Raw genomic sequence first — 26047 nt, 5'->3', positions numbered from 1 at the left:
ATTGGCAGAGAGGGAAAAGCAGGTTAAGCTGAAACAATTGTATTTTCTCAGGGAGGGAAAAGATGGCTGTGACACTGCTGGAAATGCTCAGGGAAGCGGAACTGATCACCCGTGAGCAGTTTGACGAGGCATTGCTCAACCGGGTCGTCTACGGCGGCAAGATCGGCACCAGCCTGATCGAACTGGGGCTGATCGAAGAAGAAACCCTGGCCCGTTTTTTGAGCAGAAAGCTCGCGGTGCCCTACGTCCATCCGGATCAGTTGCAGAATGTCCCGGCTGACGTGATCCAAAAGGTGCCGCGGGGGCTGGCGCTGAAGTACAAGGTTGTGCCGATCAAGTTTGAAAAAAAACGTCTCAGTCTGGCGATGGCCGACCCGGCCGACCTGCGCGCCATTGACGAGATCGCCTTCATCACCGATTTCATTGTCAAACCGCTGATCGCCCCCGAGGTCCGGCTGCTGCAGGCTCTCGGACGCTATTACGATTACGAAATCGAGGAACGGTACCAGAATATCATCGCTCGTATCGGTGAATGGAAAGGAACCGCGGCCGAGGCCGAGGCGGTTCAGCAGGCTCATGAGGACATCGACGAGGAAAAGCTCGAAGAGGCCGTCGTTGTTGAAGAGGAACCGCCGGTCGAGGCTGTTCCCGAAACTATGGAGTCGGTTGCCGAAGGGCTCGCTTCGGCAACCTCCCGCGAAGAGATCGGCGAGGTGATGATCCGTTATCTCGGCCAGGAATTCAGTCACGCCGCGCTGTTCGTCCTGCGTGAAGACAAGGCTGACGGTTGGAAAGCGGTTGCCGGGCAGAAAAACCTCGATGATTTTCCCCAGTTCAGTATCGACCTGACCAAGGCTTCGGTGGTCAGGACCGTGATCGAGGAAGGCAGCCCCTATCTCGGCGGACTTCCCAATCGGGGGCAGAACGGTCGTTTAATCAAGGCGCTGGGCGGTGAGAAGCCGACCTCGGTGCTGCTGCTGCCGGTCAAACTGGCGCGGCGGACCGTCAATGTTCTTTACGTCGCCGGTGGGGAGGGCAGCCTCGGTGAACGGATGGCCGATCTCAATCGCCTGGTGCGCAAGATGAGCCTGGCGTTCGAGATCCTGATCCGTCGCGAAAAGATCCTCATGACTTGACGTCTTACGTTCCGCTTGCTCTACGCATGTCCCTGCGGATGCTCGATGTCGAGTCTGTGGCCGTTGCGGGCCAGGATCTGCGGATCATGATGGAAAATTTCGGTCCGTCCGGCACCGTGCCGGCGGCCGGTTTCCACGGCGCAATAGGCTTCATCGACCAGGTTGCGCGGGTCGATGATCCCGTTGCCGGCATGACCGCTGATGCCCATGCTCAGGGAAAGGGTGAAGTGGCTCAACGGTTTTTTCGGCCCGTTGATCATGATCTCCCGGCGGATGCGTTCGGCCAGCAGGAAGGCGTCAGGGGTCGGAGTGTCCGGCAGAATAATGGCAAAGTCCTGGTGGTTGAAGCGGCAGGGGATGTCGCTTTTTCGCGCCGTGACCTGGATGACATCCCCGGTCAGACGCAACAGGCTGTCGCTGACGCGATGGCCGAAATTGTTTTCCAGCCAGTTGAAACTGTCGATGGTAATGATCAGCAGTGACAGCACCGAGCCATGTCGCTGGCAGCGTGCCGCCTCGAATTCCAGCACGACATCAAAATAGGAACGGTTGTACAGTCCGGTCAGCCGGTCGCTGATGGCGAGTTTGGCCAGTTGACAGTTCTCCGCCCGCAGCTCATCGGTGCGTCGCTTGTGCGCCAGGTGATGGTGCAGCCGTGCGCCCAGTTCGCGGGCGGTGATTCCGTAGTCGAAACAGTCGCCGGCCCCTTTCTGCAGGGCAAGAATTTCCGCATCCCGCTGCGGGTCCGGAGTGAACAGGAGCAACGGGATGTCGCACCACTCTTCGCGGTCGCCAAGAACCTCGGCCAGGCTGTTCAATTGCTCCACTTCGGGCGGCTGCCAGTCAAGAAAAATGGTGTCGATCTCCTCGGTCTGCAACAGCTCGACAGCTTCCTGATTGTTGCGGACGCAGAGGATGCGGGAGAAAATCCGGGTGCAGTCGACCAGGCGCAGCAGGTAATCCCGGGAACTGGACAGTGAACTTATGATCATTGACGTCTGGGGCATGGTCGGCTCCGTCACCGTAAATGGGCTTAGCAACCATATCGGCCACGGAAGTCGAAAGGTCTAGGGAGAATCTCCCGGGGTTATTTTTTCTGCAGTTGTTTCAGTCCGCGGTTCCGGTGCTGTGCGCTTCGCAAGGTTGGATGCGCGTTTCCCTGATTGTTGTTCTGCTGGCGTTCGACATCGTCGCGTGACAGGTGGAGAAACAGACCCAGCGAGGAAAGCAGCACGCTGGCGCCGACCAGGATCGCCACCGGGTAGTAGAGGTTGCCGGCCAGATCGAGCTGGCTGTACTTGATGACCATGATCAGCCCTTCGAGAACCAGGGCGACACAGACGGTGCCGACAAAACGGGTCAGTTGCCGGCGGATGATTGAGAAGGTGTGGCGGCTGTTGTGCGGTACGGCATATTCGTGGCTGATGCCGATGCCAAGTTCAAAAATGGCCAGGGCAATAATGGCTGTATTCAGTGCCCGGACCAGAATCGAGATCAGTTCGTGTCCGGCCAGGATGCCGTTCCAGAACTGAAACCCGGCCAGTCCGATCAGTAACAGGGCGAGGCCCAGAAAGACAGCGGCAAAAGTCCGTCCGAGCCATATTTTCCAGAGTTGTGTCATGGTGACCTCCTTCCTGAATTCGTGAGTTCCTGTTGGTTGAAGAGTGCAGGTGCTTGGCCTGGATGTGGTTTTCAAAAATCTGAAGCTCACCCATAGGTTCGCTGGTGATTTTTGGAAAGCTCAGACAGGTCAATGATTTGTGCTGTTCGCCAACAAGGGGCTCCCGGATTCAGGTCTTGTAGGGGGCCAAGCTATCGGGATTCCAGTCCGGTGGCAACGGGGATTGGTGCAGACTTCGGTTGGGAGCGAGACAGGGAGAGACTGTGGTTACGGACAGTTCCTGCCGGCCGGCGCCGAGATCATTCCGGCAGATCGCCGAGGGCGGTCGAGGTGTCGTGGCGGGTGAATAAAAACCTGTTCTGGTAATGAATTTATTTTATCTCGAAGCGGAAATAAAATTAAAAAAAATCCTTGACTGCCGATAAGTTGTTCTGCTAAAACAATGATCAAACATCGTTTTGGGGATGAGAATCTCCGATCCTGACACCGCGCTTTTAACTGTTATTTGATGCGTCGGGCCTGCAAGGGCCGGACGCGTTTTTTTTGGTGCTGGGGCGGGTCTTTTGCACCGACTCTGCGTTGTCTCCCTCTTCGCTTGTGCGACGTAGCTGCCGCTACGCCTCCGCGCTCATCGGGACACGCCTTGATTCGGCACAAAATCCCTCGCCCTTTGACGGCGGGGGGGCACGGAGCGATCGAGCTTCGTTCTTCGTTGTGGGCGGGTCTTTTGCCCCAGTTCGGCGTTGCAGGCCTCCTCGCTTGTGCTGAGCGTCCTGAACCCCACGCATCTTCGTAACTTGCTTGTGATTTAGCGCGCCTGCTGCGTTGTACTTGCCCCTGCATAGAGAACTATGCAGGGGCAAGTGTGCCTTGCGGGCACACCAAAGCCCTGCGCAATTTGACGAACCTCCGTGGGGTTCAGGACGCCGGCTGCCGCTACGCCTCCGCGCTCCTCGGGCTGCGCCTTGATCCGGAAAATTCCTCGTCCTTCGGCGGTAGAGGAGTATGGAGCGAGCGGGCATTTACTCCTGACAGCCCAGTTCCGTTTCAATGCGACGCAGCACCGTCATCAGGTCGGGTTGTGGTTTGCGCAGGATCTGGTCTTCGCCGAGTCCCAATTCTGCCAGTTCCGGCGGCAGCTGGTATTCGATGGATCCGGTGTGCATCAGGAGTCGCAGGTGCGGTTGCAGGGCATGAGCTTCAAGGGCCAGCTGGTTGCCGTTACCGTCGCTGAGGCGGACGTCGACAAGTGCCAGGCCGAACGGTTCCCGCTCCAGCAGCTTGAGGGCTTCTGCCATCGATGCCGCGGTTTTGACCTGATGACCGCAATCTTCCAGGAACATCTGCAGACTGTCACGAATGGAGGGCTCATCGTCGACAATCAGAATGGCTTTCGGTGTTGCTGCTGAAGTCATGAATCCTCCCTGGGAATTGGCAGCCGAATGCTGAAGCAGCAGCCCCGTCCGGGGCTCGACTCAACGGAAATGCTGCCGCCGTGGTTCTGGTGAACAATGTAGGAGACCAGGGCCAGGCCGAGCCCTGTTCCGCCGCGCCCAAGCCGGGTGCTGAAAAAGGGTTCGAAGATTCTCAGCCGGGTCTGTTCATCCATGCCGGGACCGTTGTCTTTGATTTGCAGCAGAATGTGTTGGCCATGCTGTTCAAGGGTGATGGAGATGGTTGGCTTCTCAGTGCCCGCTTCGATCATCGCCTGAGCCGCATTGCGCAGCAGATTGAGGACCACCTGCTGCAACTGGTCGGAGGTTCCCTGAATCATCGGCAGAGAGGACGCCATTCGTTTCTCTATGCGGATGTGGCGAAAATCGAAATTTTGTCCCGGGTCGAATTCCGTGGAGGCTAGTTTAAGGGCGGTCTTTATGACGGTTGCCAGATCTACCGGCCGCTTCCGGTTCGGTCGGCGGCTGAATGTCAGCAGGTCTTCGACGATGGTTCGGGCATGCAGGGCGGCTTCGGTGGCGCTGTCGATGATGTGCGGTATCTGTCTCTGTTTCAGGTAAGCGGCCAGGGTTTCTGGCGGGAGCCCGGTTTCTGCAGCGGTATCCTGGTTGGCCGCTCCCTCGGGGTCGAGGCGCAGGGAGAGGATCTGCAGGTTCTGCAGGACGCCTGCCAGCGGATTGTTGATTTCGTGAGCGATGCCGGCGGCCAGTTTGCCGATGGTCAACATTTTTTCCGACTGCAGCATAAACTCTTCCATCTGCTTGCGCTGGCTGATGTCGCGGACCCCGGCGATCATCACCTGTCTGCCGGCAATGGTGGTTGCGCGCAGGCTGACTTCGGTCCAGAAGAGTTCTCCGTCGAGTCGGCGGGAATGCCACTCGAAAACTTGCGGCCCTTCCCGGTAGGCGGTTTCCAGATGGTGCCTGGCATCCTTCCGGGTATAGGGAGCGATGCCCGAACTGAGCGTGTCGACATCGCTGGCCAGCAGTTGTTGCCGGTTGCCCCGGTACATGATTTCGGCGGTATGATTGAGGTCCAGAATCCGACCGTCTTCAGCATTGTGAATGAACAGGGCTTCGGTGGTCGCGTTGAAAATTTCCCGGAAGCGTTCTTCGCTTTCGCGCAGTTCCTGTTCGGCCTGCTGCCGTTCAGTGATGTCAACCAGAATGCCGCGCAGACCGACCGGTTTGTTGCCCGAGTGAATCGCGCGGGCATAGATGAGGGCGTTGCGGAACCGGCCGTCGGCAAGGCAGATTCGGTAGAGTCGGCCCGTAGCGTCATCGCCGTTTAACAGAACCTTGATGCGCTCTTCGATGCGTGGTTGATCGTCGGGATGCTGAAAGTCCTGGATCCGGCTGCTGAGAATCTGCTCCCGACTGTACCCGCTCCATTCCAGAGCCTGGTTGTTGACATAGGTGATTCGCCCATCACAGTCGGTTTCGAAAACCGTCTGCGGCAGGTTGTCGGTCAACTCCCGCAACTGGGCCTCTTTGCTGTCTGCTTCGGTGCGGGCGTTGCGTTCTCGTTCCAGGGCCTGCTGCAATGCCAGGGTCTGTCGTCTGACTTCCCGTCCCAGCATACGGTTCCAGAGCCCAATGGCCAGCATCAGCAACAGGCAGAGGCCGAGTACCAGGGCGACAATGACGATCTCTCTGCGGTTGAACGGTTTTTCAGGGGAGAGTCCGACCCAGTGTCGGAACAACTCGTCTTTGTCCTGTTGCGGGATAGCATCGAGTGCCTTGTTGAGAATTTTCTGCAGCTCCGGCCAGTCGTTGCGGATGCCGAAGCGCAGATCCCAGCGGAAATCAATGAAACCGCTGGCCTGCAGATTGCTCAGCCCCAGTTGGTCGATGTTCCAGCTGGCTACCGAAAGATCTGATACCAGGGCGTCAACCTTGCCGAAGGCCAGTTGCTGCAATCCGTCGAGATCGCTGTTTACAGCCACCAGCAGGGCTTTGGGAACTTTTTTCTGCAGGTAGCTTTCGCTGGCGTAGCCGCGAACAACAGCGACCTTTTTCCCGGCCAGCTGTTGTTCGGTCAATTTCTTCGGTCCGCCCTTGCGGGTGATGATGACATTGGGCAGGCGCACATAGACACTGGTGAAGAGCAGCTTTCTGGAACGTCGCGGGGTTTGCTGGATGGAACCGATAAGATCGATGCGATGGTCAAGGGCCATCTGCAGCAGTTCGCCCCAGTTCCGTGCCGGGATGCGGAGGAAATGGATGTCGAGGCGTTTTTCAAGCAGTCGCAGGTAGTCGGCGGTGAGGCCCTGGTGGCGCCCCTGTTCGGTAAATTCAATGGGGGGATAGTTGGGCAGCATGCCGACCCGGATGGTCCGGGCATGGCGTTTGAGCCAGGATTGTTCGGCGTGGGTCAGTTGCAGCGGAGCCGTTGCGCTGTGCGCGACCGGACCGAGCAACAGCAGGCAGAATAACAGGCAGATGACTGTTGCCGGAGACCCGGGAAAGGGATGTCGGACGGCTGATGCGGACATGCCACCTCTAGCGGATGGGAGGCAGAGTTTCACGATTCGGGCAGAGTCGCTGTTGCAGTGCCGGACAGACCGATTCAGCAGTCAGTATATCATCCGCAGGGATGTTGTCAGGGTCGGGGGGACAGTTATGGTTCTTGCAGATGTTGTCAGCAGATCCGCGGCAGCTGTTCTCCGGCGAGCATTTCGATGGCGCGCAGGCCACCGATGGTGGTGCGCATCAGCACCCGGCCGCTCGATGCGGCGCTGACCTCGCCGATGATGGCGGCTTCCCCGCCGGCGGGATGGCGGCGCATCGCCTGCAGGGCGGTCTCGGCCCGGTCGGCGGCGACGATCGCCAGCAGTTTCCCTTCGTTGGCGACGAACAGCGGATCGAGGCCGAGAATGGCACAGGCGCCGCGGACGCTTTCGTGGATTGGAAGAGCGGTTTCGTCGAGGGTGATGTCGACCCGGGACTGCCCGGCGATCTCCCGCAGTGTGGTGGCGACGCCGCCGCGGGTCGGGTCGCGCAGGACATGGATATGGGAACCGCAGGCGGCAAACAGGGTTTCGACCAGATCGTTGAGGGCGGCGCTGTCGGTTTCGATATCACTGCTCAGTTCCAGCCCCTCGCGGCTGGCGAGTACCGCCATGCCGTGGTCACCGATGGCGCCGTTGATCAGGACCTTGTCGCCCGGTTTTGCGGCGTTGCCGCTGAGGTTGCGACCTTTTGGTATCCGGCCGATACCGGCGGTGTTGATGAAAATCTTGTCTCCCTTGCCGCGCGGCACCACCTTGGTGTCGCCGGTGACGATCTTCGCTCCGGCGGCGTCGGCCGCCTGCCGCATCGATTCCAGCACCTTCCTCAGCTCGGTGATCGCCAGCCCTTCTTCGAGAATCAGCCCGACACTGATTGCCACCGGCACCGCCCCGGCCATGGCCAGATCATTGACCGTGCCGTTGACGGCCAGGTCGCCGATATTGCCGCCGGGGAAGAAGATCGGGTCGACCACGTAGGAGTCGGTGGTGAAGGCCAGTTCGCCGTCGACGGCCGGCAGCACCGCGGCGTCGTTCTGCTGTTCGGGAGCGACCCCCGAGAGGGCGGGAATGATGATGTCGTCGAGCAGCTGGTGGCTCAGTTTGCCGCCGCTGCCGTGGCCGAGAAGGATGATGTCGGGTTTCATGGAAGGCCCTTCTTTCAACTGATGAAATGCGGCCACCAAGACACCAAGAGCGCCAAGAAAACCTTTTTTAACGGAGAGTCGCAGAGAGGGAGAGGACACAGAGAAAACCAAAAGCAATTTCCGGTTTTAAACCCAAAAGATTTTCTCTCCGTCTCTGCTCCTCTCCGCCTCTCCGTTAAATGAGTTTTAAACTTTCTTGGTGGACTTGGTGGACTTGGTGCCTTGGTGGCAAAAAGATTTTCAACAACCGTATTTGTACTCCGCCGCGCAGGTTCCTTCGCTCGACACCATGCAGGCGCCGACCGGGTTCTCCGGGGTGCAGGCGGTGCGGAACAAGGGGCAGTCGCCGGGGCGGACCTTGCCCTTGAGGATTTCGCCGCACTGGCAGCCCGTGTGCTCGACCGGTTTTTCGACGTTGACCGGCAGCTTGCGGATGGCGTCGTAGTCGGCATACTCCGCGCGGATTTTCAGACCGCTGTCGGGGATGATGCCGATTCCCCGCCAGGTCGCGTCGCAGGGCTCGAAGACGGTTTCGAGAATGCGTCGCGCTTTCGGGTTGCCGTCCGGTTTGACGACCCGCGAATATTCGTTTTCAACCTCGGCGCGTCCCTCGATCACCTGGCGGGCGAGCATTTCGATCCCCCGGAGCATGTCAAGCGGTTCGAAGCCGGTGACCACGCAGGGCACCCGGCACTGTTCGACCAGCGGCCGATAGGCGTTGACGCCGATGATCGTTGAGACATGGGCCGGGCAGAGGTAACCGTCGACCTGCAGTTCGGGATCGTTGGTCAGGGCCGCCATCGGCGCCGGCATGGTCTTGTGGGAGCCGAGCACGCTGAAGTTGGTCAGCCCCTGTTTTTCAGCCGCCAGAATTGCTCCCGCGACCGTCGGGGTGGTGGTTTCGAAGCCGACGCCGAGAAAGACCACCTGCTTGTCCGGGTTGCGGGCGGCCAGGGCGACGGCATCAAGGGGGGAATAGACGACCCTGATCTGCGCCCCCCGAGCCTGCTCGTGCAACAGGCTGCTCGACGAACCCGGGACCCGTACCATGTCACCGAAGGTGGCGATGATGGTATCGGGCCGGCGGGCCAGGGCCACGGCATGATCGACGTAGTCGACCGGGGTGACGCAGACCGGGCACCCGGGACCGGAAATCAACCGGATCGCTTCCGGCAGCAGGGCGCGGATGCCGTGCTGATAGATCGCCATGGTGTGGGTGCCGCAGACCTCCATCAGGGTCATTTCTCCCCGGTAGCCGGCGACAGCCCGTTCGATTCGCGCCAGCAGGCCGCGGGCCACCTCGGGATCGCGCCAGGCGGTGGTCAAGTTGAGTTCATTCATTCCGGCACCAGTCCCATATCGAGGGCTTCGCGCAGCGCTTTCAGAGTCAGCTCCGCTTCTTCCGGATCGATCTTTTCGATGGCGAAGCCGGCATGGATGAGAACGAAATCGCCGACCTCGACCCCGTCGACCATCATCAGCGAGGCTTCGCGCCGGACGCCGTCGATTTCACAAATGGCGGTGTCATTTTCGATGCGGGTGACCCGCATGGGAACGCCTAAACACATGGGATCACTCCGTGATCAGGCTCGAGGCTCAAGGCTCGAGGTTTTGGGAAAGGCCCAAAGGGAGAATTCAGGTTATTTTTTCTTCGCCAGCTGTTCGCGCAGCCAGTTGTACCAGGTTTCCATCCCCTCGCCCGATTTGCAGGAAAGTTCGATCACCCGGGCCTGCGGGTTGACCTGGCGGAGGTAGTCACGGCACGTTTCAAGATCGAAGTCGAGGTGCGGCAGCAGATCGAGCTTGTTGATGATCACCAGTTCGGCGGCGCGGAACATCTGCGGGTACTTGAGCGGTTTGTCCTCCCCCTCGGTGATGGAGAGGACGGCGACCTTGCAGTCTTCGCCGAGATCGAAGGAGGCCGGACAGACCAGGTTGCCGACATTTTCGATCAGCAGCACGTCGAGATTCGCCAGGTCGAAATGGTCGACGCCATGGCCGACCATATGGGCGTCGAGGTGGCAGCCGGCGCCGGTGTTGATCTGGTGAACGGGAACGCCGGTGGCGGCGATGCGGTCGGCGTCGTTGGCGGTCTGCTGATCGCCTTCGAGAACCGCAAAACGCAGTTCGGCCCTGAGCGTACGCAGGGTGGTTTCCAGCAGGGTGGTCTTGCCCGAGCCGGGAGAACTGACCAGGTTCAGGGTCAGCAGCCCGTGGCCGGCGAACCGCTGTCGGTTGACGGCGGCCAGCCGGTCATTCTTGGCCAGCAGGTCTTCGCCGACCTGAATCGTCTTGCCGTCATGGTCATGCCCGTGGTGATGGGCCTGTTCGGTTCGTTCGGCGCAACCGCAATCGATGCACATGGTCAGTCGACCTCCAGTTCCTTGACGCGTAATTCTTCCCCCCGCAGGCGTTCCAGGCCGAGGGCTCCGCAGTCTCCGCAGGCGAAACTGTGGTTGTCGATCTCCTGTTCCCGGCCGCAGTCGGGACAGCGGCCGAGGCCGGGAATTGATTCGACGATCAGCCGGGCGCCGTCGAGCAGGGTGCCCTTGCTGCAGGCCTCGAAGCAGAACTCCACGGCGTCGGGGATGACTCCGGAGAGGGCGCCGATCTCGACCGTGACCGAGGTGACTCTGTTGCCACCGTGTTCCCGGGCGGTACGTTCGGCGATGTCGACAATGCTGCGGGTGATGCCGAGTTCGTGCATGGATGATGTCCGGTCTGCCGGAATGCGTTCGCTGGTTCAGGGACGAGGATGAAAAGTCACTATACGGGGCTATCCGCGGAAAAATCAAGTGGCCGGAAGTGGGTTTGCCGTATACGTTTCGGTGTGGAACCTGTTGAAGATAACGGAAAATTTTGCAAGATGCGGATTTGCCGAGAAAATTCCAGCCATTCAGAAGTCGATTTCTGTTGCGGAAGAGTCAATGTTTGATTACCCTAATTAGGCATCGCTTTTCTTTTGTGCGTGTTTCTGTATCAGGTTCGCCCTGTGCTGCAACGAGGTCCGCAACATGCCGAATCAGACTGTTCAGCTCCATTCTGAGATGTCTGAAGATGTTCTCAACAGTCTGGCTGACGGGGTGTTCACCGTCGACCGGAAGCTGTGCATCACCTCTTTCAACCGCGCAGCGGAAGAGATCACCGGGTATCGTTGCGACGAAGTGCTCGGCAGGCCTTGCAAGGCGGTTTTCGCCTCGGTGGCCTGCGGTACGGACTGCCCGGTCCGCGAGGCCTTGGCGACCGGGCAGCCGGTGATCAACCGGGAGTTCGACATCCTGCACAAAAGCGGTCGTAAGGTTCCCATTTCCATCAGTGCCTCGGTGCTGCGGGACGCTGGCGGGCGGATCATCGGTGCGGTGGAGACGATCCGCGACCTGTCCTCGCTGAGCAGCCTGAAAAGAGAGCTGCGCACCCGCTATGCTTTTGAGGAGATGGTCAGCCGCTCGGAGAAGATGCGCCGCCTGTTTGATGTGCTGCCGGACATTGCCGCCAGCAATGCCACGGTCCTGATCCAGGGAGAGAGCGGTACCGGCAAGGAACTGGTCGCCCGGGCGGTCCACAACTTGAGCCCGCGTCGCGACCGGCCGCTGGTGGTGGTCAACTGCGGCGCCCTGCCCGAGCAGTTGCTGGAGGCGGAAATCTTCGGGGCGCGGCGCGGTGCCTATACCGGGGCGGTAGAAAACCGGCCCGGCCGCCTGGAAATGGCCGAGGGGGGGACGCTGTTCCTCGACGAGATCGGCGACCTGCCCCTGCCGCTGCAGGTCAAGCTGCTTCGGGTGCTGGAGAACCGCGAGTACCAGCCGCTGGGAGCCCGGCAGCCGCAGCAGGCCGATGTGCGGTTCGTCACCGCCACCCATCGCAACATCGAGCAGATGGTTGACAAGGGGACCTTCCGCCGTGATCTTTATTTCCGGATCAACGTGGTTTCGCTCTGCATCCCGCCGCTGCGGGAGCGTCCCGAGGATATCCCCCTGCTGGTGGACTGCTTTCTCGAACGCCTGAATCTCCAGTACGGCAAGCAGATCCGGGGACTGGCGCCCGCCGTTCTGCAGCAGCTGCTCGACTACGACTATCCGGGCAACGTCCGCGAACTGCTCAATTTGCTAGAACAGATGGTGATCCTGGGACGCAATGGCGAGCTCGGACCGGAGCATCTCCCCAGGGGATTTGTCGAGCACCTGTCCGCCCAGGCTTCTCCGCCCCGCCCTGCCCGGATGCCGCAGCGGGAGGCCCTTATTGAAATGCTTGATCGGCACCACGGCAATCGCCAGCAGACCGCCGCCGAGCTCGGTGTCGACCGGACCACCCTGTGGCGCTGGATGAAGCGCTACCAGCTCCTGTAACCATCATCCCCCCTCCTGGATTCAGCAACCGGCGTTATGCCTGCCGTGCCCTGTGGCTACAGGCTGTGACGCGGCGGCTGGGATGTTGCATTTCATTCTGCAACATTTCATTTGTCTGCAACAATTATATTTATCCAATTTTTAGAACGGATGTTGATTCCCGGATTTTCCTGTCAGTTTCATTGTTTTCCGCCTACCATAAATCGCCGAAAAGCACGTTGATCGCAACGGTTGCCATAAAATGTTTTAATAAATAAGCGTTGCACCTGCAACACCTGCCGGGTTTCTGTCGGGTCGGTCCAGGTTGCCGGTTCAAGGTAAAAGTGCCTGATTTTATTGATGCTTTAAAATTAAATTTACTTCATTGTATTTTCGGCACAGCTCTTGGAGTCTTGTCGGGCGTGGTTTGTGTTGCAGCGTTTCGGAGGGCTCGGTTTATGAAAGTCGCCATTCCCTATTACCATCGCCTGGTTTCCCCCCACAAGGGTCTGGCCCGCCTCTTCTTCATCGTCAGCATTTCCGGTGAGCAGCAGAATCCTTCCTGGCAGTTGCATACCTACGATCCGGAGACAGCTTCTTTCGGCCAGTGGCTGGCCGAACAGCTGGTTTCCGGAATTGTTTCCAGTGACCGCCCGACCTGGTTGCTGGCCGGTCTGGAGCGGCAGTGGGTTTGGCACTGGCAGACTCCTCCCGCCGAGCCGGCGGAACTGATGGCCCGCTGGCGGGCGACGCGCAGCCTGGAAGACTCCGGAAATCAGGCGCTGGTTTTGTGAGCCGCCCCGGGGGGGGGCAGAGGAGCCGATCATGAAAATCGCTGTCAGCAGCTGCGGACCCACCCCCGATTGCACCATCGATGAGCGGCTGGGGCGCGCCTACTGGTTGCTGGTCTACAACCTCGACGAGGACAGTTGGCTGGTGCTGGACAACAGCGAGAACCGGGCGGTGCTGCAGGGGGCCGGGCAGCGGACGGCGGAAGTCCTGATCCAGTTGCAGGTGACCCATGTGCTGACCGGGGGGGTCGGCCCCAAGGCGTTTCGTCTGCTCACCGGGCACGGGATCCGGATCTACCTCGGGGTCAGTGGTTCGGCGGCCGGTGCCCTGCTGGCCTGGCAGCGCGGGGATTTTCGGCCGGCGACGGAACCGAACCAGAGCGGCAGCCCCTACTGCCTGATGGGCAAGGCGCGCCGCAACCTGTCGGAAACGGTTTCCGCGAAGATCGAAGCTCTTCCGTTTGGTGAGCAGAGATAGCCCTTTGGAGTGGCCCCGCGGGCTTGGAATCACATCATTCAGGGAAGGAAAGGACGTACCATGACTCAGCGAACCATCGTCAACGGCATGACACTCAATGAGCTTGAAAGCCTGCTCGTCGACCGCATCAAATCGTGCAGCAACTCCTACTATCTGGCACTGTTGATCTGCGCCCTGATCATGCTGGCCGGTTCAGCCGCCGGGCTTATGGCTACGGTGGGGGGGCATCACATCTATTACAACGTCAGTCGGGAATTGACCTGGGGGGTTCTCATCTCGACGTACATTTATTTTGTTGTGACGTCGACGGGTCTCTGTCTGGTTTCGAGTATCGGTCACATTTTCGGGGTCGAATCATTCGTGCCGCTCGCCAAGCGTGCGGTGTTTCTGGCGATCGTAACCCTGTGCGCCGGGTTTTTCGTGATCAGCGCGGAGATCAAGGTTCCGATCCGGATGATGCTCTACAACATCATCTCTCCCAATCTGACCTCGAATATCTGGTGGATGGGAACCCTCTACGGGGTCGCCCTGATAGTTATGATCCTGGAGTTCGCTTTTCTCTATCTCCGGAAATACCGGTTGGCGGTTGTCTGTGGCTTCATTGCGGTGATCGGCGAGATCGCGGCCAACAGCAACCTGGCAGGCGTGTTCGGTCTGCTCAATGGGCGTGATTTCTGGCACGGCGCCTACCTGCCGATCTTTTTCATCGCTTCGGCGGTCATGACCGGTGCCGCCGTACTGATCTTCTTCCACGTCCTGGCCTATCGTCTCCGGGGCGAGCCGATGAACGAAACCATGGTGAAGGCCATGAACGCCTGCTGCAAGGTGGCTATTCTCGGCATTTGCATCGTGTCGTTCTTTACCGTCTGGCGGATGGTCGCTCTGCTCGCCGGGGAGCCCGGCGGTGCCTATTTGGGAGCCATGGCGCTGATCCGTGGTCCTTATGCCGTCAATTTCTGGGTTTTTGAAATAGGCCTGGCCCTTCTGCTGCCGTTGATTCTCTTCATCTGCTCCAGGGGAACCAATCTGCGCCTCATGTTTGTGGGGTCGGCGCTGATGATCGTCGGCCTGTTTTTCATGCGTTACAACATGGTCATTGTTGGACAGGCCGTTCCGGTTTACTACTCCCTCGGGGTCAACGAAGCCAGAGGGATGATCGAGTATTTTCCGTCCTATCTAGAAATCCTGGTCACTCTGGGCGGGTTCGGTCTGACCGGTTGCCTGTTTCTGCTCGGAGAAAAGATTTTCGACGGTCACAAGGTTGACCCTCATCATCACTGAACCCCTGTGATTCGACACTGGAGATATCGTCATGACAGCTTTGAAGTTCGACAATCTGAAAAACGAAGGGATCGAGAACCTGCCCGACCGGGAACGGCGCAATTTTCTCAAGCTCGGTTTTGCCATCACCGGAGTGTTCGCCGGGGGAACCATCCTTGCGGTGACCAGCAGTGTTCGCCGGAGTTTCGCCTCAAGCGGTGATTTCCTTGCTCAGTATCCCTACAAGCCGCACTACGGGATGCTGATCCGCCAGGATCGCTGTATCGACTGTGAACGCTGCAAGCAGGCCTGTGCCAAAACAAACCACGTGCCGGCCTACGGCTATCGCACCGACATCCTCGAGCGGGAAATGTCCGGTGCTGAAGGGCAGCAGCGCGAGTTCATCCCGGTGCTCTGCAATCACTGCAATCTGCCGCAATGTGTTCGGGTCTGTCCGACCAGAGCGACCTACAAGGATCCGCGCAACGGCATCGTGATGATGACCTCGAAGAAGTGTATCGGCTGTCTGACCTGCCAGATGGCCTGCCCCTACAACGCCCGCTATTTCAACGAGGAGAAGATGGCGGTCGACAAGTGCGATTTCTGTTGGGAGGCGCGGCTCAGCCGGGGCGAGAAGCTAACCGCCTGTGCCGCCGCCTGTCCGGCACAGGCGCGGATTTTCGGTGATCTGTCCCGGGACGACGATCCGGTTCATCGGCGGGTTCACCAGATCGGCCAGACCGTCTGGGTCCTGCGGCCGGAAGCCGGAACCAAACCCAATGTTTTCTACACCCGTGGCTGAAGCCGGCGGGTCGACCCTGAGGAGGTTCACGTCATGCGCTTGTTTTTCATCTGTCTGATATGCGGCCTGGTTCTGCTGATTGCCGGCCCCGGTTTTGCCGAGGATGTCGACCATGGGGGTGATATCCATTTCAAGCAACCGGTGGTCGGGGTTCTGTTCAGTCATACCCTGCATGTTGAAGAGTTGGGGCTGGAGTGTGACTCCTGTCACGGCGGGCTGTTTGAATACGAGGCCGGCGCTGCGGAAGCGAAGGATGATTTCACCATGAAGGGTCTGGCGGAAGGGAACTACTGCGGAGCCTGTCACGACGGCAGCACCGTCTTTTCGTCAGAGACCCGCTGCGCCGACTGCCATGAAGGGGTCAAGGGGTACAAACGGGCCCTCGGCCTGGTCAATGCCCCGGAGCCTGGTCGGAAGTAGGAACTGTTCACCGGAAGGATACTTTAAACCACGGTCACCATTAAACCGGTGGCCAACGACAACAAGGAGGCTTGTCATGACAGCTCTCAAATCCGAAACCATGACCCATGAAGCCGGTATCAGTAAGGTTGAACGCAACCCGGTCGCCAACCTCTGGCTCGCTGCGCTGACCATCGTTCTGGCGCTTTTTGCGACCTGTACCCTGGTTCTGGTCGCCTGGCCCATCCTGGCCTGGATCGGTGCGAATTTCAACGGTTGAGCCATGTTGTGGGAACCGGAGTCCGGAGTCGCTTCGCGGCTCCCGACTCCGGAAGTGGAAAAGGCGCTGCCTGGATCAATCCTGATGGCGTCGCAAAAACTCACCAGCAGCTGCGTTGCTGCGCTTGCCTCGCTGCTTCGACGTACGTAAGTACGCCTCATTGCTCGACAATCGCGCGCCTTGCTGCCGGCGCTTTTTGCCTAGCCAACACTCTTGATGCTTTTTTGCGAAAGCATCAATCCTGGGTGGCGCCGAAAGAAATAAGGTCGAACAGGCTCTGGTTGAGTTGGGCCAGCAGGTAGATCAGGATGGAATGCAGAAGACTGACCAGCCATGGAATGATGAGGGAATATTGGCTGAAAAAATCGTGGATGAAGAGCAGACCGCCGATCCACCAGATCACCAGCACGGCACCGGCAATCGCTTTCACCCATTCAATACAGAAAACGATCAATTTGAACAGCCAGGGCGGCTCCATTCGGTCCGGAAGTCCCGCGAGATGTTCGGTCCGGGTGCGGTAGCAGCTGCGAAACAGAACCGCCATCAGGTAGGAGAGAGTCAGAAAGATGAAGAACCAGGCGGGAGTCGGTCGCCAGGGGTATCCGCCGAACAGTCCGGGAAGCAGATAGAGCCCCCCCATGTGCAATGCGAACAGGACGGTGTAACGTTCACCTGAAATGACGGTCAGGGCTTTTTGCCACATGCCGATGCCTCATTTGTTCTAATGAAGTCCCGGTAGCCAGATATTGGTTCTTACCATTCAATTCTTTTAATATATCGCAGATTCATCTCTTTGACCATCCCCGAATCAGTGATTCGCAAATTCAGGGGATGGTTTCGGAATCCTCAATCTAACTAATCGGCCGGCATGCCGGCTATCTTTATTCGGGATGCGCGGCGTTGCCGCAGGACTGCGGAATCTGCTATGGTGCGGACCGGTAAATCAATTGCTGCGACGATCGGTTTCGTCATTGAGGATGAACTCATGCAACAGGGCTGGATTCTGGTTTGTGACGACGAACAGGAGATTCTGGATTTTCTGCGCGCCATGCTCGAATCGCGCGGGTTCCAGGTCGACACCTTTGCCGGCGGGGCGCCGCTGCTGAAGATGCTGCAGGAGCAGCGTGACGCCCAGCCCGACCTGGTGCTGCTCGACGTCAAGATGCCGGGGACGGACGGTATGGAGGTGCTGCGCCGCCTGCGGGTGATGCAGCCGCAGTTGCCGGTGGTGATGATGAGCGCTTTTGCCACTGTGCGCGGCGCCGTCGACTGCATGAAACAGGGGGCCCATGACTATCTGATCAAGCCCTTCTTCGCCGATGAACTGTTTGCTCTGGTTGACAAGATTATTGAGCGCAACCGGCTGGTGACCGAGAACCGTTCGCTCAAGGCCGAGATCCGCCGGCGTTTTGATCCGGATCAGGTCATTTTTCGCAGCAGTGCTTTTCGCAAGGCCGTTGACCTGGCCAGGAAGGTTGCGCCGAGCGAAGCGAGCGTTCTCATCCAGGGGGAGAGCGGAGTCGGCAAGGAACTGATTGCCTCAACCATCCACTACAGCAGCCGACGCAACGAAGAGCGGTTTCTGACCATCAACTGTGCGGCGCTGACCGATACACTGCTGGAAAGTCAGCTCTTCGGTTACATCAAGGGCGCTTTCACCGGCGCGGCGGCCAACCATCGCGGGCTGGTCGAGGAGGCCGACGGCGGGACCCTGTTTCTTGATGAGATCGGTGATATCAGCGCCGCCCTGCAGGCCAAACTGCTGCGGGTACTGCAGGAAAAGGAGTTCATCCCGGTCGGTTCGACTAAGGTCCGCAAGGCCGATGTCCGTTTCATCGCCGCTACCAACAAGGACTTGGAGGCCGAAGTCCGGCTCGGCAATTTCCGTGAGGATCTCTTCTACCGTCTCAATGTCGTGACCATCAAGGTGCCGCCGCTGCGTGAGCGGAAAGATGATGTTCCGCCGCTGGCGCAGTTTTTCATCAAGAAATATTCGCCGCGTGGTGATCAGGGAATCTCTTCCGAGGCGCTTTCCCTGCTGGTCAGCTACCACTGGCCCGGCAATGTCCGGGAACTGGAAAATGTCATCGAGATGGCCACCATCCTCGCCGAGGGAGATGTCATCGATGTCGCCCATCTGCCGGTCAAGATCTCCGAGGGCGGTCCGGTCGAATTTTCCCTGCCCGGGGAGCAGTTGTCTCTCGAAGATGTCGAGCGGCTCTACATCGAGCAGGTCTATCGTCAGACCGGTTATCACAAGCTCAGGACCAGCGGTATTCTCGGTATCGCCCGGAAGACGCTGGACAGAAAGATCAAGCAATACAACATCACTAAGGAGCAGGGCGGCTGAAATTGCTGCGAGGGCGGCCGAGACGCACGCATCTGCTGCGTTGCTCCCATCCTCGCTCGCTGCGACGTAGCTGCCGCTACGCCTCACTCCCTCGGCTGTGAGACGCCTTGCATCTACGCACGTCTCGACCGCCTTGGAACGGTGGTGTTGAAGAAAAACGGTTACGGATTGCGTCTTTTGGTTTTAATGCTTCCTTTGAGCAGCTCGCTTGTCTGCCTCCCTGCGTAGACAGCTTCACGTACCACCACTGCCGGGCGTGGCTACGGGAGCACCGTGGGTTTCGTTATCTGCAGGGTTGGCAAGGGGCAGTGTCCATGCCCGCCGCAGGCGAAAGCTCTTTCTGCTTACTCTTGCGAGCAGGCAAGAGTAAGGCGAAGGCGGCGAGCGGGGCCGCGACCCTGCGGTTTTTCTGCGAGGGCGGCCGATATCCGCACATCTGCTGCGTTGCTCGCGCCTTCAGTCGCTGCGGAGTAGCTGCCGCTACACCTCACTCCTTCAGTTACGAGACGCCTTGCATCTGCACGAATCTCGACCGCCTTCAACGGTGGTGGTGGGGGGGGCGGCTGAAACGCACCCTCCTGCGGCGTTGCGTTCAGCCTTCAATTCTCGAAGTAGCTGCCGCTACGCCTGTGTTCAGTCTTCGTGTGTCTTGCCTCTGACGACATTTGAGCCGCTTTGTGCCGTATGTGGTGAATTGGTGAGCGGTTTCTTTTCATCCCTCCCGCTTGACCCGGCAAAGCCCTCTTGCGTAGACTGAAGCCTCCTGTTTGCGAAAGAAATGGTTCCTCTTGGACAAAAACGAAGCTCTCCAGATCCCGCCCCGGCCCGGTCAGCCTGAACAACAGGCTGGACCCTCTGCCTGGTATCTTCTCTCCCGCGGTGATATCGATCAGTTGGTGCGTTCCCTGAGTGTCGCCTACGAGGTGGTTGGTGCCCGGATGAAGGACGGCCGCTACACGCTCGACCGCATCAGCGATCCGGCCGAACTGAAGCTTGAATTCCCGCCGCGGGTCCATTCGCCGAAAAAATTTCTCTTTCCCAACTGGGAAAAATTGTTTCGTTTCCGGCTCGGCGGCAAGGTGATGCTGGAAGCTGAAAAGGCTGCTGTGCCGCGGGTGATCTTCGGTATGCATCCCTGCGACCTGCACGCGGTGCAGGTTCTCGACGACTGCCTGTTTGAAGGGGAGGCCGACAGTACCTACCAGGCCAAGCGCCAGGCGACGGTACTGATCGGTGTCGACTGTGAGCCTGACGAGTTCTGTTTCTGCACCAGCCTCGGGACTGACAAGATCGACAGTGGATTCGATCTTTTTCTCCATCGCAGCAATGATGGGTACCTGGCCCGGGTCGGTTCGGCCCGTGGCCTGCGTCTGTTGCGTCGGTATCTGCCGGAAATCCGCGAGGTCGACAACCCGCAACTGCCTCCGGCCGGCAAAAGCTGTCAGCGCAGCCTCCGTTTTCCGATGGAATCGCTTGCTCCGGTGCTGGGTGAAGTCTATGACCACGCCATCTGGCAGGAGATCGGCGAGCGCTGTCTCGGCTGTGGTTCCTGCAACCTGCTCTGTCCGACCTGCTACTGCTTCAACGTCCAGGATCGACTGGATATCAATCTGCAGGGCGGTGAGCGGGTGCGAACCTGGGATTCCTGCCAGTTCGATCAGTTCACCAAGGTCTCCGGCGGCAGTGATTTCCGTCCCGATCAGACCGACCGCCAGCGTCATCGCTTCTTTCGCAAATACAAGTACCTGTGGGAGAAGCACCAGCGCACCGCCTGCGTCGGCTGCGGCCGCTGTGCCCGAGAATGCCTGGCCGGAATCGACAACACCGAAGTTCTCAACAGCCTCTTCGCCGAACAGGTCGCGGCCGTGCAGAGTCCCTCTCCCGGTCTTGAATACCAGCCGCAGATGGCCGAGCTGCTGTCGGTTGATTCTTTGACCGGGCGGGAGAAGCTGTTCCGGCTGCGGCTTCCCGAACCGGTCTCTTTCCGTCCCGGCGCCTTCATGCAGGTTTCGGTGTTCGGCGTCGGTGAAGCGCCGTTGACCATCGCTTCAGCGCCCGATGCCGACGGCCACGAAATCGAGCTGGTGGTCCGTTCCAAGGGGAGCCTGACGAAGGCGCTGCATCGGCTCAAGGCCGGTGACGCCATCGGCGTGCGCGGTCCCTTCGGTAACGGTTTTCCGGTCGAGGAGTTCGTCGGCCGGGATGTGCTGCTGGTGGCCGGCGGCATCGGCCTGGTGACCCTGCGTTCGCTGCTGCTGACCATCCTTGCCCGCCGCGAAGAGTTCGGCCGGGTGATGCTGCTTTACGGCTCTCACAGCATCGATCAGGCACTGTTTCGGGATGACCTGAAGCGCTGGCATCTCGGCGATCAGCTCGACTGCCGTTTCGCGGTGCAGCATTTCGGTTCCCAGTGGGGAGTGACCGGCGGGGATATCACCCATCTGTTCCGGGATCTTGATATCGTACCGGCGCGGGCGGTGGCGGCGGTCTCCGGACCGGCGGTGATGTATCGCAACGTCAATCCGCTGCTGTTCGGTCTCGGCTTCACCACCGAGACCATCTACCTGAACCTGGAGCGGCACATGAAGTGCGGACTCGGCAAGTGCGGGCGTTGCCAGATCAACGATATCACGGTCTGCCAGTGCGGGCCGATCTTCCCCTACAGCCAGGTGCAGCATCTGCGCGAGGCGATTGAGCGATGAAGCCGAAAGTCGGTTTTTTTGATTTCACCGGTTGCGAAGGTTGCCAGTTGACGGTCCTCAACCTTGAGCGGGAGCTTCTCGACCTGGTCGAGTTGATGGAGATCGTCGAATTTCGTGAGATCAGTTCGGACCAGGGCGAGGCGCTCGACATCGCCTTTGTCGAAGGAAGTATCTGCAGTTCCGCGGAGATCCGCCGCCTCAAGGCGATTCGCGCCCGCAGCCGGCAGCTGTTCGCCCTGGGTGCCTGTGCCGACACCACCGGCATCAACGCTCTTTGCACGGACAGGACACCGGAGCAGCTGGTGGGGGAAGTCTACGGGACGGCGGTCGGCGATCTGCGATACCGGCATCCCCGGCCGCTGGAGGCTTTCGTCAAGGTCGACGGCCGGGTTCCCGGCTGTCCGATCGACGGCCGGGAATTTCTTGCCATCCTTCAGTCCCTGTTGATCGATCGGATGCCTGAGCTGCCGACCTATGCTGTCTGCGCCGAATGCAAGCTGCTGGAGCTGCCCTGTACCTTCGAACGCGGGGTGGTCTGTCTCGGGCCGTTGACCCGTGCCGGCTGCGACGCTCATTGCATCGCCGAGGGGGACCGCTGCCGCGGCTGTCGTGGCCAGGTCGACGCGCCCCGCTCCGGCCCCTATTACCGGATTCTCGAAGAACATGGCCTGAGTGAGGAGGATATCCTCAATGAGTTGCGCATTTTCAACCTGAGCGGGGAGAAGCGGGGATGAAAATTGCCGTCCAGCACCTGGCCCGTATCGAGGGGCATGCCAACCTGGTGATCGACAGCGCGCGCGGCACATTGCGCGAGCTGCGGCTTGAAATCGTCGAGTCGCCCCGCTTTTTCGAGGCGATGCTGAAAGGCAGACATTTCACCGAAGTGGCCCCCATTGCCGCGCGCATCTGCGGAATCTGTTCCAATTCTCATACCCTGGTTTCGCTTTGTGCCACCGAGCAGGCGCTCGGCATCGAGGTCAGCGAACAGACCCGTATCCTGCGCCTGCTGCTGGCCCATGGGGAGATTCTGCAGAGTCATCTGCTGCAGCTCTTTTTCCTGGCGATCCCCGATTACTATGGGGTCTCGAGCATTCTGCCGCTGGTGCGCAGTGAACGCGCCCTGGTCGGCCATGCCCTGCAGCTGAAAAAACTGGCCAATGATATCTGCCGGATTGTCGGCGGCCGCCCGGTGCACCCGGTGACGCCGACGGTCGGCGGATTTCTGCGGTTGCCGGAGGCGGCCGAATTGCAGGAACTGCGTCGCGACCTGGTCGCGGCATTGCCCGACCTGGAAGCGAGCGTTGATATTTTCGCCGCCCTCGATTACCCCGACTTTGAGCGGGAAACGGAATACTTTTCCCTGCGCGGGGACGGGGATTATCCCATTTTCGGCCGGCAACTGGTTTCCAGTGCCGGGGTTGACTGTGCGGTGGCGGATTACCAGCAGGTGATCGAGGAATACCTGGTGCCGCATTCGAACGCCAAGTTTGCCCGCCTGTCGGGAGAGAGTTTCATGGTCGGTGCGCTGGCGCGGTTGCGGAACAATTTCGACCATCTCTCGCCGATGGCGACCCAGGTCGCTGCGGCCCTGGAGGTCGGACCGGCCACCTGCAATCCCTACCGGATTCTGGCGGCGCGCCTGGTGGAGGTGGTCCATGGCGTCGAGCGGGCCATTCACCTGATCGACGATCTGCTGCTTGCCGGCCTGGCGCCGGAAGAGCTGCCGACACCGCAGGGTCCGGGCTGGGGCGCGGCGGCTATCGAGGCTCCCCGCGGCCTGCTTTTCCACGCTTATCGCTATGCCGCCGATGGACGTATCGAGCAGGCCGACTGCGTGATTCCGACGGCCCAGAACCTGGCCAATATTGAAGCCGACCTCCGTGCCCGGGTGCCGCAACTGCTGTCTTCCGGGCGCGAGGAACTGACTCGTCAGTGCGAAAAACTGATCCGTGCCTATGACCCGTGTGTCAGTTGCTCAACCCACCTGTTGACCGTTGACTTCACCTGAGCTGCTCATTCTCGGTGTCGGCAACCCGCTGATGGGGGACGACGGTATCGGCGTGGCGGTTGCCGAACGTCTTGCCGGGGAGCGTCTTTCGCCCGGGGTGGCCGTGGTCGAGGCCGGTACGGTCGGCCTCGGACTGCTCGATCTCTGGCGGGGGTATGAACGGGTCTGGCTGGTTGATGCCGTGCGCATGGGGCGGAGTCCCGGAAGCTGGTGTTGGCTGGATGCCGCCGATCTGCTCCGCCTGAAGCCGGGTGGTTTTGACGCCCATGCCGGACTCGCCGGGGCCCTGCAGCTGGCCATGGCTCTTGGCGCATTGCCGCCGGGGTTCGGTCTGCTTGCGGTCGAGCCGGGTTCGGTTGAGCGGAGGATGGGGCTGTCGATGGCGGGTTGTCGCGGTGTCGCTGCCGCCCTGGCGGAGTTGCGGCGGCGGTTGGAGTGTGGCGAATAACCCGGGTCAGGAATTATTCCGGTTCGAGCATGTCAACGACGAAGGTGCAGCCGCCTCCCGGGGTTTCCTCGACCCGGGCGCGGCCATTGTAGATGCGGGCCAGTTTCGCCACGATCGCCAGGCCGATGCCGGTGCCCTCGCCGGTGCTGGATCGGCCACGGGTGAAGGGTTCGAAAATCCGTTCCCGTTCCTTTTCTTCCAGTCCCCGGCCGTGGTCGCGGACCTGGTAGCGCAACCGTCGGCCTTCCCGCTCGCCGCTGATTTCGACCTTTCCCCCCGGTTCACACCCATAGCGCAGGGCGTTGCCGAGCAGATTGCTGAACATCTGGATCAGCAGGGTTTCCGGCAGCCGGGCCGCGGGCAGCAGCCCGACGCTGATCTCGGCCTGTTTGTCGGCGATCTCATCCCGCAGGTTCTCCATCACATCCGCAACCACGGCATTGGTCGACAGCGGCTCGGCCGGTTGCGGCAGTTTGCCGATCTGGGCCAGGACCAGCAGGTCTTCCATCTGCTGCAGCATTTTGTGCCCCTGGGTTTCGATGTCCCGCAGCAGGCCGAGGGCCTGTTCATCCAGCTTGTCCCGGTACTGTTCGCGCAGGTACTCGGCGAAGCCGATAATCGGGGTCAGCGGCGAACGCAGATCGTGGGAGACGGTGTGGGCGAAGGCGTCAAGCTCCGTATTGGCATCACGCAACGCCTGCTCCACCGCCTTGCGTTCGGTGATATCGCGGCAGACCGCCAGTTTCAACGTCTTCCCGTCACTGCTTGCCAGGGGGGTGTGCAGCAGTTCGTGGGTCTGTTTCAGTTTCGGGATAAAACGTTCTTCGCGGACGATTTCACCGGCACCGACCCGCTCGATGGGACAGTCGGGGCAGGGATGGTTCAGGTCATGGAGGGAGTTGAAACAGCACTCGCCGACATGGTCGCCGAGCTGTTCGATCATCGCCCGGTTCATGTAGGAAAGCTGGTAATCATCGGTGACGATGTAGGCGAAGTCGGTCATCGCCTCAAGCAGGCTGTTCAGGCGGCTGCGTTCCTTCTCCAGCTCGGCGGTGCGCTGGGCGACAGTGCTTTCCAGCTGTTCGCTCTGGCGGCGCAGGGCGGCTTCGAGTTTTTTCTGTTCGGTGACATCAATGAAGGACTCGATGCCGCCGACGATCTCACCATCCTTGCGCAGATAGTCGATATTTTTACTGATGATGAGGGAATCGCCCGCCTTGGTGTAAATGGTACAGATGGCGCCGATAACCGGTTTTTCAACGGTCGGGCTGTAGAGCCCGCAGCCGCGGCCGCATTCCACTCCCTCAAGGAAGGAGCAGTGACGGCCGAGTGCTTCCTCGGCGCTGTAGCCGGTGATCCGTTCCGCTTCGCTGTTCCAGTAGACCACCCGCTGGTCCGTATCGACCAGGAACAGGCCGCTGGGCATAGTGCGCAACAGCAGTTCAACCGGCAGCAGTTTGAGAAAATCTGTTAATGGCGCCTGTTTCATGGTCTCTTTGTCCGGTTGCAACGGAATGTCCTTGACCCTTGTCGGCAGCAAAAAATGTGCCTCATGGCTGCAGATGGCGTGGGGCACGCGCCAGCAACGCCACCCGCACTTCGGCCGCACCGGCCAGCCGCAACTGCCTGCTGCAGGCCCGGGCGGTGGCGCCGGTAGTCATGACGTCATCGACCAGCAGGATCGATCTGCCGTTAAGTTTATCATCGATCCTCAGGGCCTGTTGCAGGTTTTTCTTTCTATCCGCGGCGCTCAGCCCCTGTTGCGCCGGTGTATGCCGCACCCGATGCAGCACCCGGGAGGCCACCGGGGCCGACAGTGTCTTTGCCAGCACCCGGGCCAGCAGCAGCGACTGGTTGAAGGTGCGTTCGCGCAAACGTCGTGGGTGCAGGGGGACCGGAATGATCAGGTCCGGAACGTACTGCGGCCAGCGCCGGCGGACAGTCGTGGCCAGCAGCTGTCCCAGCGGTTGATCGAGCAGCGGCAGGCGGTGATACTTGAGTCGGCCGATGGCCTGTTTTAGCAGTCCGCTGTAGGGGCCGAGCGCACAGACAGCTGCAAAAGGAGGGGGAGAGGTGATGCAGTCGCCACAGAGATGGGGTGACCCTTCGATGGCCGGGTAGGGCAGGTCGCAACGTGGACAACGCGCTTCGGGCAATGGCGGCAGAGTGTCAAGACAGCTCCCGCACAGGGGCAGATGGACGTCGCGACGGTCATCGCAGAGCGGGCAGACGGCCGGCAGCAGCCAGCGGCCGGCCGCCGCAAACTCATCAAGCAGTGCTTGTTTCCAGTGCACATCCCCCTCCGAATGTCACGTTTTTTCGAGCCCCTGCTCCGGTT

The 26047-nt window shown here is 60.0% G+C and carries 25 protein-coding genes; 13 read left to right on the top strand and 12 right to left on the bottom strand.

Annotation, left to right across the window (positions count from 1 at the left end):
- The first annotated feature begins 62 nt into the window (after window positions 1-62).
- Window positions 63-1136 (top strand): GspE/PulE/PilB domain-containing protein, encoded by a 1074-nt coding sequence (locus B5V00_RS11595; RefSeq protein WP_085010964.1) that lies wholly within the window; start codon window positions 63-65, stop codon window positions 1134-1136.
- A gap of 20 nt (window positions 1137-1156) precedes the next feature.
- Here B5V00_RS11595 and B5V00_RS11590 read toward each other — a convergent pair whose 3' ends face one another.
- From B5V00_RS11590 to B5V00_RS11550, 9 genes are all read right to left on the bottom strand, one after another.
- Entirely contained in the window at window positions 1157-2143 is a 987-nt protein-coding gene (locus B5V00_RS11590) for a diguanylate cyclase (protein ID WP_085010963.1), read from the bottom strand.
- Window positions 2144-2223: 80 nt separating this feature from the next.
- The gene (locus B5V00_RS11585) at window positions 2224-2757 is read right to left on the bottom strand and encodes a hypothetical protein (RefSeq protein ID WP_216355480.1); all 534 of its coding nucleotides are present in this window, start codon (window positions 2755-2757) and stop codon (window positions 2224-2226) included.
- A gap of 1022 nt (window positions 2758-3779) precedes the next feature.
- Window positions 3780-4172 (bottom strand): response regulator, encoded by a 393-nt coding sequence (locus B5V00_RS11580; RefSeq protein WP_085010962.1) that lies wholly within the window; start codon window positions 4170-4172, stop codon window positions 3780-3782.
- The gene (locus B5V00_RS11575; RefSeq protein WP_085010961.1) at window positions 4169-6706 is read right to left on the bottom strand and encodes a PAS domain S-box protein; all 2538 of its coding nucleotides are present in this window, start codon (window positions 6704-6706) and stop codon (window positions 4169-4171) included. Before B5V00_RS11575 ends, B5V00_RS11580 begins: the two co-directional genes overlap by 4 nt.
- Before the next feature lie 146 nt (window positions 6707-6852).
- Entirely contained in the window at window positions 6853-7866 is a 1014-nt protein-coding gene (gene hypE / locus B5V00_RS11570; protein WP_085010960.1) for a hydrogenase expression/formation protein HypE, read from the bottom strand.
- Window positions 7867-8106: 240 nt separating this feature from the next.
- Window positions 8107-9207: a hydrogenase formation protein HypD gene (gene hypD / locus B5V00_RS11565; RefSeq protein ID WP_085010959.1), complete on the bottom strand. Its 1101-nt coding sequence runs from the start codon at window positions 9205-9207 to the stop codon at window positions 8107-8109.
- Window positions 9204-9434, bottom strand: coding sequence for a HypC/HybG/HupF family hydrogenase formation chaperone (locus B5V00_RS11560; protein ID WP_085010958.1), 231 nt, complete (start codon window positions 9432-9434; stop codon window positions 9204-9206). The genes hypD and B5V00_RS11560 overlap by 4 nt, the downstream gene beginning before the upstream one ends.
- A gap of 72 nt (window positions 9435-9506) precedes the next feature.
- Entirely contained in the window at window positions 9507-10229 is a 723-nt protein-coding gene (gene hypB, locus B5V00_RS11555) for a hydrogenase nickel incorporation protein HypB (RefSeq protein ID WP_085010957.1), read from the bottom strand.
- A 2-nt stretch (window positions 10230-10231) separates the two neighbouring features.
- Window positions 10232-10573 carry a hydrogenase maturation nickel metallochaperone HypA/HybF gene (locus B5V00_RS11550; protein ID WP_085010956.1) on the bottom strand — a complete coding sequence of 114 codons (342 nt, stop codon included), beginning with the start codon at window positions 10571-10573 and terminating at the stop codon, window positions 10232-10234.
- Window positions 10574-10880: 307 nt separating this feature from the next.
- Between B5V00_RS11550 and B5V00_RS11545 the strand changes: the two genes are divergently transcribed.
- The 7 genes from B5V00_RS11545 (at window position 10881) to B5V00_RS11515 (ending at window position 16201) form a co-directional block, all read left to right on the top strand.
- A complete protein-coding gene (locus B5V00_RS11545; RefSeq protein WP_085010955.1) occupies window positions 10881-12212 on the top strand; it encodes a sigma-54 interaction domain-containing protein in 1332 nt (443 codons plus the stop codon).
- A gap of 437 nt (window positions 12213-12649) precedes the next feature.
- Window positions 12650-12985: a hypothetical protein gene (locus B5V00_RS11540; protein WP_085010954.1), complete on the top strand. Its 336-nt coding sequence runs from the start codon at window positions 12650-12652 to the stop codon at window positions 12983-12985.
- 31 nt (window positions 12986-13016) lie between these two features.
- A complete protein-coding gene (locus tag B5V00_RS11535; RefSeq protein ID WP_085010953.1) occupies window positions 13017-13460 on the top strand; it encodes a NifB/NifX family molybdenum-iron cluster-binding protein in 444 nt (147 codons plus the stop codon).
- A gap of 60 nt (window positions 13461-13520) precedes the next feature.
- Window positions 13521-14741 carry an NrfD/PsrC family molybdoenzyme membrane anchor subunit gene (gene nrfD / locus B5V00_RS11530; protein ID WP_245803956.1) on the top strand — a complete coding sequence of 407 codons (1221 nt, stop codon included), beginning with the start codon at window positions 13521-13523 and terminating at the stop codon, window positions 14739-14741.
- Between the two features lie 31 nt (window positions 14742-14772).
- Window positions 14773-15522 carry a 4Fe-4S dicluster domain-containing protein gene (locus tag B5V00_RS11525; protein WP_085010952.1) on the top strand — a complete coding sequence of 250 codons (750 nt, stop codon included), beginning with the start codon at window positions 14773-14775 and terminating at the stop codon, window positions 15520-15522.
- A gap of 33 nt (window positions 15523-15555) precedes the next feature.
- Window positions 15556-15942: a c(7)-type cytochrome triheme domain-containing protein gene (locus B5V00_RS11520; protein ID WP_085010951.1), complete on the top strand. Its 387-nt coding sequence runs from the start codon at window positions 15556-15558 to the stop codon at window positions 15940-15942.
- Between the two features lie 76 nt (window positions 15943-16018).
- Complete coding sequence (locus B5V00_RS11515) at window positions 16019-16201, top strand: hypothetical protein (RefSeq protein WP_085010950.1); 183 nt, start codon at window positions 16019-16021, stop codon at window positions 16199-16201.
- Window positions 16202-16436: 235 nt separating this feature from the next.
- Here the strand turns inward: B5V00_RS11515 and B5V00_RS11510 are convergent, their stop codons facing one another.
- Window positions 16437-16904: a hypothetical protein gene (locus B5V00_RS11510; RefSeq protein WP_085010949.1), complete on the bottom strand. Its 468-nt coding sequence runs from the start codon at window positions 16902-16904 to the stop codon at window positions 16437-16439.
- Between the two features lie 282 nt (window positions 16905-17186).
- Here B5V00_RS11510 and B5V00_RS11505 point away from each other — a divergent pair, with 282 nt between their 5' ends.
- The 5 genes from B5V00_RS11505 to B5V00_RS11485 all read left to right on the top strand — a co-directional run bounded on the left by B5V00_RS11505 (window position 17187) and on the right by B5V00_RS11485 (window position 23709).
- Window positions 17187-18551, top strand: coding sequence for a sigma-54-dependent transcriptional regulator (locus tag B5V00_RS11505; RefSeq protein WP_085011012.1), 1365 nt, complete (start codon window positions 17187-17189; stop codon window positions 18549-18551).
- 788 nt (window positions 18552-19339) lie between these two features.
- Entirely contained in the window at window positions 19340-21253 is a 1914-nt protein-coding gene (locus tag B5V00_RS11500) for a 4Fe-4S dicluster domain-containing protein (RefSeq protein ID WP_085010948.1), read from the top strand.
- The gene (locus tag B5V00_RS11495; protein ID WP_085010947.1) at window positions 21250-21987 is read left to right on the top strand and encodes an NADH-quinone oxidoreductase subunit B family protein; all 738 of its coding nucleotides are present in this window, start codon (window positions 21250-21252) and stop codon (window positions 21985-21987) included. Before B5V00_RS11500 ends, B5V00_RS11495 begins: the two co-directional genes overlap by 4 nt.
- Entirely contained in the window at window positions 21984-23261 is a 1278-nt protein-coding gene (locus tag B5V00_RS11490; protein WP_085010946.1) for a Ni/Fe hydrogenase subunit alpha, read from the top strand. Before B5V00_RS11495 ends, B5V00_RS11490 begins: the two co-directional genes overlap by 4 nt.
- Window positions 23248-23709 carry a hydrogenase maturation protease gene (locus B5V00_RS11485; RefSeq protein WP_085010945.1) on the top strand — a complete coding sequence of 154 codons (462 nt, stop codon included), beginning with the start codon at window positions 23248-23250 and terminating at the stop codon, window positions 23707-23709. Before B5V00_RS11490 ends, B5V00_RS11485 begins: the two co-directional genes overlap by 14 nt.
- A gap of 13 nt (window positions 23710-23722) precedes the next feature.
- On the opposite strand, the gene B5V00_RS11480 is transcribed toward B5V00_RS11485, so the two are convergent.
- Both B5V00_RS11480 and B5V00_RS11475 read right to left on the bottom strand, forming a co-directional pair.
- A complete protein-coding gene (locus B5V00_RS11480) occupies window positions 23723-25249 on the bottom strand; it encodes a PAS domain-containing sensor histidine kinase (protein ID WP_085010944.1) in 1527 nt (508 codons plus the stop codon).
- Window positions 25250-25259: 10 nt separating this feature from the next.
- Window positions 25260-26003 carry a ComFC family protein gene (locus tag B5V00_RS11475; protein WP_085010943.1) on the bottom strand — a complete coding sequence of 248 codons (744 nt, stop codon included), beginning with the start codon at window positions 26001-26003 and terminating at the stop codon, window positions 25260-25262.
- Window positions 26004-26047 lie beyond the last annotated feature (44 nt).

This window comes from Geothermobacter hydrogeniphilus (assembly GCF_002093115.1).
Lineage (GTDB): Bacteria > Desulfobacterota > Desulfuromonadia > Desulfuromonadales > Geothermobacteraceae > Geothermobacter_A > Geothermobacter_A hydrogeniphilus.
This window is presented reverse-complemented; position numbering and strand designations above follow the sequence as displayed.